The following is a 13,741-nucleotide window of genomic DNA, read 5'->3' as shown; positions in this document are numbered from 1 at the left end:
GGTCCGGCCCGGGCCCGCCGGCATCGGTGTGTGCCCCAAGGGCGGGGCGCGGGTGAATGCCGTGCTTTCCCGGCCGCTTATCCCGTCCCGTCCTTCCGGCGTTCCTCCGGTGTTCCTGCGGCTGTTCCTGCGGCTGTTCCCTTCGCCGTTCCGTCCGGCGTTCTCCCGCCGTTCCTTCTGCCGCACGCCCGCCCGCTCATCCGCCGTTCCTTCCGTCGTCTCCCGCGTCTTGCGGGGTTCCTTCCGCCGGTCCGCCTGGATTCGGACGAATAAGCGATGAATAGCCGATTCTCGAATGGGTCCGGACCAGATGCCGGCCCCGGGGCGGAATCGCTCGGGTGAACGACTCATTCGCGCCTTTTGTTGTGCCGAAAGTTGTCGTTCGTTCCCTTGGGGGCGAAATAGGCGGATGGTTTCCTCTGGGACCTGATGACCTTCGCCCCCTAGGCTTCGGTCGGAGGTCGGGCCGGTCCACAGGGGGAGTCCACATATGCAGCCGCTGGAAGCCGGCGAACCGCTGACCATCGGTGCCTACCGATTGCTCGGCAGACTCGGTGCAGGCGGCATGGGACGGGTCTATCTGGGGCGCAGCGCGGGCGGACGCACCGTCGCGGTCAAGGTGGTCCACCCGCATTTCGCGCTCGACGAACAGTTCCGTGCCCGGTTCCGGCGAGAGGTGGAGGCGGCTCGGCGGATCGGCGCGCAGTGGACGGCCCCCGTGCTGGACGCCGACCCGGACGCCCCCATTCCCTGGGTCGCCACCGGCTACGTGGCCGGGCCGCCGCTCTCCCACGCGGTCGAGGAGCACGGCCCCCTGCCCGAGAACGCGGTACGGGCCCTGGGCGCCGGGCTCGGCGAGGCGCTGGCCGCCGTCCATGAGCAGGGCGTCATCCACCGCGACGTGAAGCCGTCCAACGTACTGCTCGCCCTGGACGGCCCCCGGCTGATCGACTTCGGGATCGCCCGGGCGCTCGGCGCCACCGCCTCGCTCACCTCGACCGGGGTCTCGGTCGGCTCGCCCGGCTACATGGCGCCGGAACAGATCCGCGGCACCGACATCTCGGGAGCGGCCGACGTCTTCTCGCTCGGCGCGGTCCTCGCGTACGCGGCGACCGGCAGCGCCCCCTTCCTCGGCGACTCCTCCGCGGTGCTCCTCTACAAGGTGGTGCACGAGGAGCCGGAGCTGGGAGAGCTGGAGGGGGACCTGCTGGAGGTCGTCGCCGGGTGCCTGGAGAAGGAGCCGGGCCACCGGCCGACGCCCCGGGAGCTGGCCCGGCGACTGGCACCGGGCGGGGCCGCCGCGCTGATGACGGCCGGCTGGCTGCCCGGTCCGGTGGAGCGTGAGGTGAGCCGGGCCGCGGTGGCGCTGCTGGACCTGGAGCCGCAGGACGCGCCGGTGCAGTCGGGGCCGGTGCCGTTCAGCGGCTCGGAGTGGGGCCCGGGCAACACGCAGGGGGACGGCGGCGGGGCGAACGGGGCCGGTGGCGTGGGCGGCGGGTTCGGCTCTCCGGCCAGGCCCTTCCCCACGCACGACCCGACCCGGCTGACCCACCCGGGCGTGCTGCCCTCGTGGCCCGCGGCCCCCGGCCCGGACGGCAGGCCCGGCGGGCCCGGCGGGACGGCGAGCGGTTACGGGACGGCGAGGAGCCTCGGCACGGCGGGCGGCCCCGAGGCCCCGGCGCGTGGCGGCGCGTCCGGGCCGCCCGGCGCGCGCGAGGCCCACCACTCCCTCACCGTCGGCGCGGGCGTCGGCCCCGGAAGTACGGGCGCGGACCGGCGGCGGAGGGTGAGCTGCACCGTCGCCCTCGCGGTGGCGGGCGCGCTCGCGGCGGTGACCGTGGGCGGCGCGTTCCTCCTCGACCTGTTCCCGGGCGGCGGGACCAAGGCCGAGCACGGCGGGGACGGCGGCACCCTGCCGGCCGCCTCGCAGAGCCCGGAGGAGATCGGCGAACTGCCCAAGGAGTTCATCGGCACCTGGAAGGGCCCGGTCACCGAGAAGACCACCGGCCAGCCGCACGGCACGCTCACCGCCGTCTTCACCGCGGGGAAGACGGGCAAGGACGTGGTCCGCATGACCACCGAGATCACCAGCCTCGGGTTCACCGTCCGCTGCAACAGCGTCGCCAGCCTCGCCTCCGGCACCGCCGAGGAACTGAAGCTCCACGAACGCTCCGACCCGGACCGGCCCAGCACCCCGGGCCTGTGCACCGCCACCACCACCGATGTGCACTTCACCCGGGCCGCCGACGGCACCCTGCGCTTCCGGTCCGAGGAGCGCGGCGCCGGACTTCCGTACGGCACGCTCAGCAGGTCCGACGACTGAGCCCGAAGAGGGCTGGCGTACGCTGAGCCGGTCCGTAGACCCGTTCAAAAACCGCCGAAAGGTGACGCCCGGTGACCGAGAAGGCCGACCTCCAGCCCATCCTCGACCGAGCCGCCGAGGGCGGGCGGATCACCCCGGAGGAGGCGCTCGACCTCTACCGCTCGGCGCCGCTGCACGCGCTGGGCGCGGCCGCCGACGCCGTACGCCGCCGTCGTTACGCCGGTACGGAGCACATCGCGACGTACATCATCGAGCGCAACATCAACTACACGAACGTGTGTGTCACGGCGTGCAAGTTCTGTGCCTTCTATGCCGCGCCGAAGGACACCGACAAGGGCTGGACCCGCGATCTGGACGACATCCTGCGCCGCTGCGCGGAGACCGTCGAGCTGGGCGGCACGCAGATCATGTTCCAGGGCGGACACCACCCGGACTACGGCGTCGAGTACTACGAGAAGCACTTCTCCGCGATCAAGAAGGCGTTCCCGCAGCTGGTCATCCACTCGCTGGGCGCCTCCGAGGTCGAGCACATGGCCCGGATCTCCAAGGTCTCCGTCGAGGAGGCCGTCCAGCGCATCCACGCCGCCGGTCTCGACTCCTTCGCGGGAGCCGGTGCCGAGCTGCTCCCGGCCCGGCCGCGCACCGCCATCGCCCCGCTGAAGGAGTCCGGCGAGCGCTGGCTGGAGATCATGGAGATCGCCCACGGCCTCGGTGTCGAGTCCACCTCCACCATGCTGATGGGCACCGGCGAGACCAACGCCGAGCGCATCGAGCACCTGCGGATGATCCGCGACGTGCAGGACCGCACCGGCGGCTTCCGCGCCTTCATCCCGTACACGTACCAGCCGGAGAACAACAAGCTGAAGGGCCGGACGCAGGCCACGCTCTTCGAGTACCTGCGGATGATCGCCATCGCCCGGATCTTCCTGGACAACGTCGCCCACATCCAGGGCTCCTGGCTGACCACCGGCAAGGAGGTCGGCCAGCTGTCGCTGCACTACGGCGCCGACGACCTCGGCTCGATCATGCTGGAGGAGAACGTCGTCTCCTCCGCCGGGGCCAGGCACCGCTCCAACCGGATGGAGATCATCGACCTGATCCGCAAGGCGGACCGGGTCCCGGCCCAGCGCGCCACCACGTACGAGCACCTCGTCGTGCACGACGACCCGGCGAACGACCCGGTCGACGACCGGGTGGTCTCGCACATCTCCTCCACCGCGATCGAGGGCGGCACCGCCCACCCGGAGCTGAAGCTCCTCGACGCCAACTGAGGCGGCGGCCGTGCTGACGGTGCACGCCGCGGACGCGGTGCACGGCGGCCCGGCCGACGGCGTCCCGGAGGGTGCGGACGCCGTGGCCGTGGACGGCGCCACGGTCGTCGCGGTCGGGGCGTACGCGGAGCTGGCCGCCGCCCACCCGGCGGCCCGCGTCCGGCGCTGGTCCGGGCTGATCACCCCGGGGCTGCTGAACGCGGCGGCCCCGGCCCTGCTGGAAGCCGCGTACCACCCCGACCCGCGCGAGGCCGGCGAACTCGGCACCGAACCGCTCACCGGCGCCGCACTCGCCGCGCTCGGGATGGACGACGCCCGCTGGGGCGCCAGCGCCCGCCGCGGTCTGCAACGGATGCTGCGGCACGGTACGACCGCCGTGAGCGGCCCGTTCACCCGCCCCGCCGTACGCACCGCGGTCGCCCGCTCGGGACTGCGTCCGCACGCCCCGGCACGGTCCGCCGGACCGGCCCTGCTCGACCCGCTGGCCGCCCTCGCGGAGCCGGACGGCCCGGCCGCGCTCTTCGCGTCGGCCCTGACCGTGGGCGGCCCCGCCGACCTCGCGGTGTTCGGCGTACCGGACCTCGCGGCGCTGCGCACCGAGGGCGCCGGGAGCTGCGTGGCGACGGTGCTCGGCGGACGCCTGGTGTTCCGCCGCAGCTGAGGGCCGTCACGGCACGGCCGGGCCGCCCAGGTAGCGCCCGTCGGCGCCGTACGGCCAGGCGTTGGCGACGCACCCCTTCAGCCCGTAGATCTGCTGCATCATCGCGGGGGCGGGGCGCCCCGGGCCCGGGCACGTCTCGTGGCCGTGGCCCAGCCAGTGGCCGACCTCGTGGTTGACGATCAGGGCCCGGTACTCGGCGAGCGGCCCGCGGAACTCGGGGGACCCCTGCTGCCAGCGCTTGAGGTTGACCATGACGTCGGTGCCGACCCGGCAGTTGACCTCGCCGTGGGTGTCGAGGCCGCCCTTCCCGCAGAGGGCGTCGGTGGTCGCCGGGGTGGCGATGCGGATGACGAGCCCGGCCGGGCCCGAGGAGACCCGGCGGAAGCGGTGCTCGCCGCGGTGCGCCCAGCCGCGGGGCGCGGCCAGTATCCGGGCGATCTCGTCGGCGGCCCGGTCCGCGTCCACGCCCGAACCGTCCTCGGCCTCGACGCGGTACGCCATGCTTCCGCCGCGGCCCCCGGAACCGGCCGGGCCGCCCCGGGCGACGGTGAACGTGCCGGTGGCGGCCGGGCTCCCGGAGGCGGCGGACCCGCCGGACCCGCCGGACCCGCCGGACCCGCCGGACCCGCCGGACCCGCCGGACCCGCCGGGAGTGTCCGCCCGGTCCTCGGCACCGGTGTTCCACCGGGGCACCAGCACGGCGGCTGCACAGAGCACCACGACCGCCACTGCGGCACCCGGCAACCGCCCTCCACGGCCCCCCGGCCCCGACCCCGTACGTGCACCTCGTGCGGACATCCGGGCTCCCCCCTGACTCCCGGCGGCGTCGCGCCGCCTGCCTGTACTGACCATGGATACGAGCGATCGGTTCAGTCCGCCCGGACACCGGTCCCCGCCCCGGCCCCGGGGCCCGACCCACCACCGGAGCCGAGCCCCGGGGAGCGGGCTGCTTGAATGGGTGGGTGACCCGAGCATCCCTGGACAAGCAGCCGAACGAAGTCGCCGAGATGTTCGACGGCGTGGCGGCGAACTACGACCTCACCAACGACGTGCTGTCACTCGGCCAGGCCCGGCTGTGGCGCAAGGAGGTCGCGAAGGCGGTGCACGCCCGCCCCGCGGAGAAGATCCTCGACCTGGCCGCGGGCACGGCCACGTCCTCGCTGCCCTTCGCCGCGACCGGCGCGTACGTCGTGCCGTGTGACTTCTCCCTCGGCATGCTCCAGGAGGGCAAGAAGCGCAACTCCTGGCTGCCGTTCACCGCGGGCGACGCGACCCGGCTGCCGTTCCGCGACGAGACCTTCGACGCGGTGACGATCTCCTTCGGGCTGCGCAACGTCCAGGACACGGAGGCGGCGCTGCGCGAGCTGTACCGGGTGACCAGGCCGGGCGGACGGGTGGTGATCTGCGAGTTCTCGCATCCGACCTGGGCGCCGTTCCGCACCGTCTACACCGAGTACCTGATGCGGGCGCTGCCGTCGGTCGCGCGCGCCGTGTCGTCCAACCCGGACGCGTACGTCTACCTCGCCGAGTCCATCCGCGACTGGCCCGACCAGCCGGGACTCGCGGCCGCGCTCCAGCGGGCCGGCTGGTCGAAGGTCGCCTGGCGCAACCTCACCGGCGGCGTCGTGGCCCTGCACCGGGGCGTACGCCCCTGAGGCAACGGTTCGGCGACTTTCGCGGCAGGGAAACCGGACGCTCGGAAGGGATGCGTCCGTGGAGGCGCCCAGGGCTTCCACGGACGCATCCTTCCGTGGGTGCGCACAGGGCTTCCACGGACGCGTCCTTCCGCGGACGCCGGTTCCGTCCCCGCCCTCGTTCCCGTTCCCGCCACCGGAGTTCGTAAGCCGCTCGGCGGACCTTCGGCACCGCGCCGCCCACCCGGGTCCTCGACGACATCGCCCGGCCCCGTGCCGACGGCGCCGGCCCTACGCGGACGCCGGCGCCGTCAACTCCAGCCGGAAGCAGACCGCCTCCTGGCCGGGCAGCGACGTCGCGAAGGTCTCCGCCCGCTCCATGCCCAGTCGCCGGGCCACGGCGATCGACCGCGCGTTGCCCGTGTCGATCACCGCCACCACCCGCTCCAGCCCGGCCGCCCGCAGCCGCTCCAGCGTGACGCGCGCGGCGGTGGTGGCGTACCCCCGGCCCCAGGCGGAGCGGGCCAGCCGCCAGCCGATCTCGATCTCGCCGACCGGCCCGAAATCCGTCCGGGACCAGGGCTGGGCGCCGGTGAACCCGGCCACCTCCCCGTCCTCGCCGATCACCGTCCAGAGGCAGTAGCCGAGTTCGGCGTCGAGCCTGCGCTGCCGGGCGGTCCACTCCTCGTACAGCGAGAGTTCCTCCGGCACACCGCCGAAGAACTCCATCACCTCGGGGTCGTCGAAAGCGCGGTGCCAGGACAGCGCGTCCTCGTCGGTCGGGACACGCAGCTGTACGGAGGGAGCGCCGGGGAGCACGGTCGACATCGGGGAGCCCTTCGGGAAGTCGATCAGCCAACCCCCCTAGACTGCACGGGACAGGTGCCGCGCGGCACGCGAATTCGAGTCTTCGGGAGATCCGACCGTGACCGAGCAGCTCCTCTCCGAGCACAGCGCGGATGTGATCGTCGTCGGTGCGGGCCCGGCCGGTTCCACCACGGCGTACTACCTCGCCAAGGCGGGACTGGACGTTCTCCTCCTGGAGAAGACGACCTTTCCCCGGGAGAAGGTCTGCGGCGACGGTCTCACCCCGCGCGCCACCAAGCAGCTCGTCGCCATGGGCATCGACATCTCCGAGGAAGCCGGCTGGCTGCGCAACCGTGGCCTGCGCATCATCGGCGGCGGCGTCCGGCTGGAACTGGACTGGCCCGACCTCGCCGCGTACCCGAACTACGGGCTGGTCCGCAAGCGCGACGACTTCGACGAGCAGCTGGCCCGCCAGGCGCAGAAGGCGGGCGCCCGGCTGTACGAGCGCTGCAACGTCGGCGCCCCCGTCGTCGACGCCCGCACCGGCCGCATCACCGGCGTCCACGCCAAGCTCGGCGAGGAGAAGACCCCGGTCACCTTCCACGCCCCGCTCGTCGTCGCCGCCGACGGCAACTCCACCCGGCTGTCCCTCGCCATGGGCCTGCACCGCCGCGAGGACCGCCCGATGGGCGTGGCCGTGCGTACGTACTTCACCTCGCCCCGCCACGACGACGACTACCTGGAGTCCTGGCTGGAGCTGTGGGACCGCCGCGGCCCCCAGGACCGGCTGCTGCCCGGTTACGGCTGGATCTTCCCGATGGGCGACGGCACGTCCAACGTGGGCCTCGGCATCCTCAACTCCTCCTCCGCCTTCAAGGAGCTGGACTGGCGCGAGGTCCTCAAGGCCTGGTGCGCCTCGATGCCGGAGGACTGGGGCTACACCCCGGAGAACATGACGCAGCCGATCCGCGGTGCCGCGCTCCCGATGGCCTTCAACCGCCAGCCGCACTACACCCGGGGCCTGCTGCTCGTCGGCGACGCGGGCGGCATGGTCAACCCGTTCAACGGCGAAGGCATCGCGTACGCCATGGAGTCGGGCCAGATCGCCGCCGACGTCATCGTCCAGGCCCACGCCCGCGCCACCCCCGCCCAGCGCGAACTGGCGCTGAACAACTACCCGAAGGTCCTCAAGGAGACCTACGGCGGCTACTACACGATGGGCCGCGCCTTCGTGAAGCTGATCGGCAACCCCAAGGTCATGAAGATCGCCACCCAGCGCGGTCTGACGCACCCCCTGCTGATGAAGTTCACCCTCAAGATGCTCGCCAACCTCACCGACCCCACCGGCGGCGACGCGATGGACCGCATCATCAACGGCCTCTCCAAGGTCGCCCCGAACGCCTGATCCCCGCGCCACCCGAGCCCACGGCGCGGGTCGCGGCACGCTCCTCCCGTAACGTACCGTCGCGTCGGGTGTACACAGCGCGAGGGCGCTGTGCGGCCTCCGAGCCGGGCTCGGGACACGGGAGGGGCGATCCCGCATGGCGTGGGACGAGTGGGAACAGCTGAAAGCAGAGGCCGCCGCACGGCACGCCGGTCCGGCAGGGAGCGGGGACGCCACCGGAACGCTGAGGCACCGGCGCGGTCCGTGGGCGAAGGCGGCAGGTTCCGCCGGCGAGCTGGCGGCCGGCACGTCCGCCGCGAAGGCCGGACTGCACACGGCGCACGGAGGTGTCGGCGGCGGCCTGGCCGGGCTGAGCAGCCTCGGCGCGCTCACGTCCGTGCTCGGTTCGTGGGACACGCGCCTCGGCCAGGTCCGCGAGGAGTGCGCCTCCCTGCGGCCGAAGTTGCGGCAGGCGGCCGTGGAGCTCGGCGAGGCGGACACCGAGGCGGCGGAAGCGGCCGCGTCGGTCGTGGTGCCCGGCACGCGCAGGGGCGAGTAGGCCATGGGTGCGGCAGCCGGGCTGACCTGGCAGCGCCTCCGCGACCTCGGGCTGTCGGAACTGACCGAAGCGGCCGACGGCTGGCGGGCCGTCTCCGCCTTCGCCGACGCGGCTCGCGAACGTGTCGACGGCGACATGAGCGGCAGCCTCGCCAGGACCCAGGACGGCGAGTCCGCCCGGTCGGCCGTGAGACGGCTGAAGCGGCTGGGCGAGAACTACCACTACATCCACTCCGGGACCGGCCTCGTCCGGGGAACGCTCGACGCGCTCGCCGCCGAACTCGGCGCCCCGCAACGCCGGTTGCGCGACGCACTCGAGGACGCCGTCTCCCTCGGATACGCCGTCAACGACAACGGAAGCGTCGACTATCCGGCCGGCGGCAGGGACGAGCTGACCGGCACTCCATTTCCCGGCGGCTCCGTGGCGGGCGACAACGGACTCATCGGTGCCGGAAACCCGGGCCGGTACTTCGACGCCAACGGCATGTACGACCCTGCTCGCGCCTCGGGCGCCCCTTGGCTGAAGAGCCCCAACCCGCACCGCGCGAAGGCCCAGGAGATCGCCGACCGCATCGCCCACGCCCTGCGGGAGGCGCACGAGATCGACGAGCGGTACAGCTCGGCGCTCAACAGGCTCAAGGCGGCACCGGGCCTCGCGGTGTCCACCGCGACGTGGGCGGACGTGGCCTCGGACACCGACGCGGTGGGCCGAGCCGCCCAGCCGTACCTGGAGAGGACCCTTCCGCTCGACGGATCTCCGGCGGAACGCAAGGCGTGGTGGGACCACCTCGGCAAGGAACAGCGCGAGGAGTACATCTCCGCGTTCCCCCGGCTGATCGGAAACCTGGACGGGATTCCGGCGACGGCACGCGACGAGGCGAACCGTGAGAATCTTCAGCTGCTCATCGGGCGGCTCGGCGCACGGCACGACGACGCTTCCCGGGACATGCTGGGCGGCCTGACGAGGATCCGGGAGAAGCTGGAACAGGGCGGCGATCCGCCGATGTACTTGCTGGGCATCGGCGAGAAGGGCAACGGCCGCGCGATCATCGCCTACGGCAACCCCGACACCGCCGACAACGTCTCGGCGTACGTCCCCGGCCTCGGCACCAAGCTGGACGCGGAGTTCGCCGACGGAACGGTGAACCGCGCGCTGCAGACGGCTCTCGGTGCGCAGGAGGCCGATCCGGGCAGCAGAACTTCCTCGATCGTGTGGCTCGGATACGACGCCCCGCAGACCACTCCGGGTGATCTGACCAGTGGCAGAAGCGTCATGTTCACGAATGACGCCGAGTCGGGAGCGCCCGACTACAACGCCTTCATGGCCGGAATCTCCGCGACGCACGAGGGCGGATCCCCGCACGTCACCGCCGTCGGACATTCCTACGGTTCCCTCACGGTGGGGCTCGCCGCCCATGCGGAAGGGGGCATCCCCGGCGCCGACGACATCATTCTGGTCGGAAGCCCCGGCACGGGCGCGGACAGCGCCCAGGACCTCAACGTGGGCAACGGGCACGTGTTCGTGGGCGCGGCCGACAACGACATCGTCACCAAACTCCCGAGCCATGGAGAAGCGACCGGCATGGCCTCCGGCGCGGTCGGCGGAGGCTCGGCCGGGTTCGTCCTGGGTGCCGGCATGGCCGGACCACCGGGGGCGCTGATCGGCGGCGGCGCCGGAGCCGTCGTCGGAGGCATCGGCAGCTACATGGCCCAGGACGCACAGGCCGAGCCCAGCGCGCGCTGGTTCGGCACCGACCCCGCAAGCAGGGATTTCGGGGCGACCCGGTTCCTGGTGGACGACGGGGAAACCATTGTGGAAGACCGTGGAGAGCTGTCGGCACATTCGAACTACTTCGACCCGGCGAAGAATCAGCCCTCGGCCGACAACATTGCCAACATCGTGGTGGGTAGATCGGAGCGGATCACGCTGGAGGCGCCGCGATGAAAATTTCTGACTCCGTAATGGCGGTGGTGGGGGTGCTTCTCCTGGCCGGATGCACTGTGTCAGGTAATTCGACCGGGAGGGAAGTGCAGATGGACATGCAGGAGGCGGCGGTGCGGGCGGACGAGATTCTTGATGGCACGTTCGCCGCCATCAAGCCGTCGGTGCACTGGACGCACGGTCGATCGACCGAGGGCGGATGTGACGTGCAACGGCGTCGCGCGGTCATGACGATTGTCTCCGAGGAGCGCCGGGGGAGCTTCCTGGGAGTTGTCGAACGTTACTGGCAGAGCCAGGGATACGAGCAACTCGCGGTGAACAACTCGAAAAGTCCGGCCATGTATTACCGGACTCCCGACCAATTCAATGTGCGTGTTCTTGTCGGCAGTAACGGTCAAGCCTTCTTCGAAGTTGCGACACCTTGCGTGAACGCCGCCAAGGTTTCTCCGCCGAAGGCGGAGACGGTCGGCCCGAACTATGCCGGAGGGAAGATTCCCTTCCCCGACGTCACGTCGGACTTCTGGTCCGTGAAGAGCCCTCCGTCCTCACGGACCTGAGGCGCGCGGATGCCGGCCCGCGCCCGTCAGCGGCGGTGCCCCGACCGCCCGTAGCACCGGGCCAGTGCGTGGAAGGCCTGCTTGGGTTCCCAGTGCCAGTCGGAGGCCGGGTCGTCGAACCGGTCCTTGACCGGCTTCACCACCGCGTAGCTCGCCATGTCCAGGTCGTAGCGGGGAACGGGCGAGTGCGGGGCGTCGGCGGTGACGAACTCGAAGGCCATCGCGGCGTACAGGCCCATCTCCTCGAAGACACCGAGGAGGTCGGTGAGGTACGCGGCCTGGGTGCGTTCGCTGCGCACCAGGTCGCCCCTGATCTCGGGCGGCTGTTTCGTGTAGTCGACGGTGTCCCAGCCCATGCCGCCCAGCTCGGGCGCCCCCCGGTACGCGCAGGTGCCGAACTCGGTGATCGCCAGCGGCTTGCCCCAGCGCAGGTACGAGCGCAGCTCGCGCACGTAGTCCGCGCGGTCGGGGAAGTACGAGTAGTAGTCGATGCCCACGATGTCGAAGAGGTTCCAGTCGACCTCGTCGTCCTGGGCGGCCGCGTACGACAGTTTGCCGCCGAAGACCGACCGTCCGACCGCCGCGGCCCGTTCCGTGAACGCCGCCAGTCGGCGCATCATCCGTTCCGGGTCGAAGTTTCCGTCCATCAGATTGCGGATGCGTTCCTGCGCGTTGTCGCCGGGCACGATGCCCGGTACGAACAGCCAGAACTCGCACCCCACGCTCAGGTCGGCGCGGGCGCCCTGGCGGCGCAGCCGCTCCAGGTGCCGGCCGGTCTCCGCGAGGTGGTCGAGGATCTCTCCGGCGGGCCGGTCGCCCAGGGTCGGCTGGAGCCAGATGTGCAGACCGAGCTCGGCGGCCTCGGACGCGGTGGCGTCGAGACGGTCGACGCCGTCGCCGGTCACCTCGATCGATGTGGCGTGCAGTTCGTCCTTGATGGCGCGCAGGTCCGCGCGCATGCGGGTGGTGCTCCACGCGGTGCCGGGGGTCTCGCCCGCGCCGACCGTGTAGCAGATCCCCCGGTGCGTCAGCCCCGTACGGTCTCTCCTTCGGCCGGTCGCGGCTGCCGAGGCCGGCGGACCGGCCAGGAACGACCCGGCGGCCGCCGCGGCTCCGACCGCCCCCGCCCCGGCCAGGAATTTCGCCCGGCTGATTCCTCCACTGCGCTGGTCGTGCTGCACTTCGGCTCCCGGTCGGTCGGCGGTTGGGGTGGTGCCGCCAGTCTTCCGAGCGGGTGCGGGCGGGGGCGTCCGCCGAAAGTCCACGGCGGCGCGACCAAAGGATGAATCAGACGTGCGGGGCCGCGACTTGGGTCGGTGGCGCGGTCAGCCCTGCCGGTGGGCGGCGTCCGCGTGGCGGCGGGGGGCGGTGTCGGGACCGGTGGCCCTGCCGCCGGTGGCGATCACCCGGCCCCTGGGCCCGCGGGAGCGCAGGCGGCGGGTGAGGCGGGCCGCGTAGCGGGGCTGGAGCAGCAGGAACAGGCCCAGGGCGCAGACGGCCGCGATGCCGTACAGCATCCAGGACTTGGCGCCCCGTGCCGAGTAGGCCACGATCCCGAACGAGAACAGCGCCGACCAGAAGTACATGAGCAGCACGGCCCGGCGGTGCGAGTGGCCGAGCTGGAGCAGCCGGTGGTGGAGGTGGCCCTTGTCGGCGGCGAAGGGGGACATCCCGTTCCAGGTACGCCGTACGACGGCGAGCACCAGGTCCGCGACGGGCAGCGCGATGACGGACAGCGGCAGCAGCAGCGGAATGTAGACCGGCACCATCGCGGCCGAGCCGGACGTGCCGTCCACCGACTGGTTGAGGAGGCTCGGGTCGACGTCCCCGGTGACGGAGACGGCGCAGCCGGCGATGAGCAGGCCGAGCAGCATGGAGCCCGAGTCGCCCATGAAGATGCGCGCCGGGTGGGAGTTGTGGATCAGGAAGCCGAGGCACATGCCCGCGAGGATCGCGGAGATCAGGGTGGTGGACGCGGCGGCCTCGATCCCGTAGCCGTACCAGAGCCGGTACGCGTACAGGAAGAACGCCGTCGCCGCGATGCCCATCGTGCCGGCGGCCAGTCCGTCGAGGCCGTCGACGAAGTTGACCGCGTTGATGGAGACGACGACGAGCCCGACGGTCAGCAGGGTGCTCTGCCAGTCGGAGAGGTAGATCCCGTCCGTGCCCGGTACGGGGAGCCAGGGGATGGTGAGCCCCTGGAAGACCATCACCCCGGCGGCGAGTACCTGGCCGCCGAGCTTGACCAGTGCGTCGACGCCCCATTTGTCGTCGAGTACGCCGAGCAGGCAGATCAGCGTCGCCCCGGACAGCAGGGCCCGGGGCGTGGAGCTCTGGGTGAAGATCTCTTCCAGCTGCGGCAGGTGCGAGGCGACCAGCAGTCCGGCCAGCAGCCCGCCGAACATGGCCATGCCGCCGAGGCGCGGGGTGGGCTCGCGATGCACGTCACGCGCCCGGACCTCGGGGACCACTCCGATCGAGATGGCGAACTTCCGTACCGGCGCGGTCAGCAGATGGGTCACCGCCGCCGTGACGAACAGCATCAGCAAGTAGTCCCGCACGGGCGGCCTCACATCCTGGCCCAACAGGCCGGTACCTCAAGAG

Annotated in this window: 12 protein-coding genes; 8 read left to right on the top strand and 4 right to left on the bottom strand. The window is 72.0% G+C overall.

Annotated elements, in window-relative coordinates:
- Positions 1-490: 490 nt before the first annotated feature.
- The 3 genes from ACFCV8_RS14805 (at position 491) to ACFCV8_RS14795 (ending at position 4,255) form a co-directional block, all read left to right on the top strand.
- The gene (locus tag ACFCV8_RS14805) at positions 491-2,323 is read left to right on the top strand and encodes a serine/threonine-protein kinase (RefSeq protein WP_376685720.1); all 1,833 of its coding nucleotides are present in this window, start codon (positions 491-493) and stop codon (positions 2,321-2,323) included.
- A 71-nt stretch (positions 2,324-2,394) separates the two neighbouring features.
- Positions 2,395-3,594 (top strand): cyclic dehypoxanthinyl futalosine synthase, encoded by a 1,200-nt coding sequence (gene mqnC, locus ACFCV8_RS14800; RefSeq protein WP_376685719.1) that lies wholly within the window; start codon positions 2,395-2,397, stop codon positions 3,592-3,594.
- Between the two features lie 10 nt (positions 3,595-3,604).
- A complete protein-coding gene (locus tag ACFCV8_RS14795; RefSeq protein ID WP_376685718.1) occupies positions 3,605-4,255 on the top strand; it encodes a hypothetical protein in 651 nt (216 codons plus the stop codon).
- A 6-nt stretch (positions 4,256-4,261) separates the two neighbouring features.
- Here ACFCV8_RS14795 and ACFCV8_RS14790 read toward each other — a convergent pair whose 3' ends face one another.
- On the bottom strand, positions 4,262-4,999 hold the full coding sequence (locus ACFCV8_RS14790; protein WP_376685717.1) for a DUF3152 domain-containing protein: 738 nt from the start codon (positions 4,997-4,999) through the stop codon (positions 4,262-4,264).
- Between the two features lie 218 nt (positions 5,000-5,217).
- Here ACFCV8_RS14790 and ACFCV8_RS14785 point away from each other — a divergent pair, with 218 nt between their 5' ends.
- A complete protein-coding gene (locus ACFCV8_RS14785) occupies positions 5,218-5,910 on the top strand; it encodes a demethylmenaquinone methyltransferase (RefSeq protein ID WP_376685716.1) in 693 nt (230 codons plus the stop codon).
- Between the two features lie 270 nt (positions 5,911-6,180).
- Here ACFCV8_RS14785 and ACFCV8_RS14780 read toward each other — a convergent pair whose 3' ends face one another.
- Complete coding sequence (locus tag ACFCV8_RS14780) at positions 6,181-6,717, bottom strand: GNAT family N-acetyltransferase (protein ID WP_376685715.1); 537 nt, start codon at positions 6,715-6,717, stop codon at positions 6,181-6,183.
- A gap of 97 nt (positions 6,718-6,814) precedes the next feature.
- Here ACFCV8_RS14780 and ACFCV8_RS14775 point away from each other — a divergent pair, with 97 nt between their 5' ends.
- From ACFCV8_RS14775 to ACFCV8_RS14760, 4 genes are all read left to right on the top strand, one after another.
- On the top strand, positions 6,815-8,101 hold the full coding sequence (locus ACFCV8_RS14775) for a geranylgeranyl reductase family protein (protein ID WP_376685714.1): 1,287 nt from the start codon (positions 6,815-6,817) through the stop codon (positions 8,099-8,101).
- Between the two features lie 136 nt (positions 8,102-8,237).
- Positions 8,238-8,639 (top strand): amino acid ABC transporter permease, encoded by a 402-nt coding sequence (locus ACFCV8_RS14770; protein WP_376685713.1) that lies wholly within the window; start codon positions 8,238-8,240, stop codon positions 8,637-8,639.
- 3 nt (positions 8,640-8,642) lie between these two features.
- Positions 8,643-10,583: an alpha/beta hydrolase gene (locus ACFCV8_RS14765; RefSeq protein WP_376685712.1), complete on the top strand. Its 1,941-nt coding sequence runs from the start codon at positions 8,643-8,645 to the stop codon at positions 10,581-10,583.
- Positions 10,584-10,672: 89 nt separating this feature from the next.
- Positions 10,673-11,137 carry a hypothetical protein gene (locus ACFCV8_RS14760; protein ID WP_376685711.1) on the top strand — a complete coding sequence of 155 codons (465 nt, stop codon included), beginning with the start codon at positions 10,673-10,675 and terminating at the stop codon, positions 11,135-11,137.
- A 26-nt stretch (positions 11,138-11,163) separates the two neighbouring features.
- Here ACFCV8_RS14760 and ACFCV8_RS14755 read toward each other — a convergent pair whose 3' ends face one another.
- A complete protein-coding gene (locus tag ACFCV8_RS14755) occupies positions 11,164-12,318 on the bottom strand; it encodes an abortive phage infection protein (RefSeq protein WP_376685710.1) in 1,155 nt (384 codons plus the stop codon).
- A gap of 144 nt (positions 12,319-12,462) precedes the next feature.
- Positions 12,463-13,698: an MraY family glycosyltransferase gene (locus ACFCV8_RS14750; protein WP_376685709.1), complete on the bottom strand. Its 1,236-nt coding sequence runs from the start codon at positions 13,696-13,698 to the stop codon at positions 12,463-12,465.
- Positions 13,699-13,741: the final 43 nt, after the last annotated feature.

The sequence above is a fragment of the Streptomyces sp. NPDC056347 genome (assembly GCF_042262625.1).
Classification (GTDB): domain Bacteria; phylum Actinomycetota; class Actinomycetes; order Streptomycetales; family Streptomycetaceae; genus Streptomyces.
This window is presented reverse-complemented; position numbering and strand designations above follow the sequence as displayed.

Excerpts from the sequence above, each read along its gene's own strand:
- ACFCV8_RS14805 (WP_376685720.1), top strand. The coding sequence starts at position 491 with ATGCAGCCGCTGGAAGCCGGCGAACCGCTGACCATCGGTGCCTACCGA.
- ACFCV8_RS14770 (WP_376685713.1), top strand. The coding sequence starts at position 8,238 with ATGGCGTGGGACGAGTGGGAACAGCTGAAAGCAGAGGCCGCCGCACGG.
- ACFCV8_RS14765 (WP_376685712.1), top strand. The coding sequence starts at position 8,643 with ATGGGTGCGGCAGCCGGGCTGACCTGGCAGCGCCTCCGCGACCTCGGG.
- ACFCV8_RS14780 (WP_376685715.1), bottom strand. The coding sequence starts at position 6,717 with ATGTCGACCGTGCTCCCCGGCGCTCCCTCCGTACAGCTGCGTGTCCCG.
- ACFCV8_RS14760 (WP_376685711.1), top strand. The coding sequence starts at position 10,673 with ATGGACATGCAGGAGGCGGCGGTGCGGGCGGACGAGATTCTTGATGGC.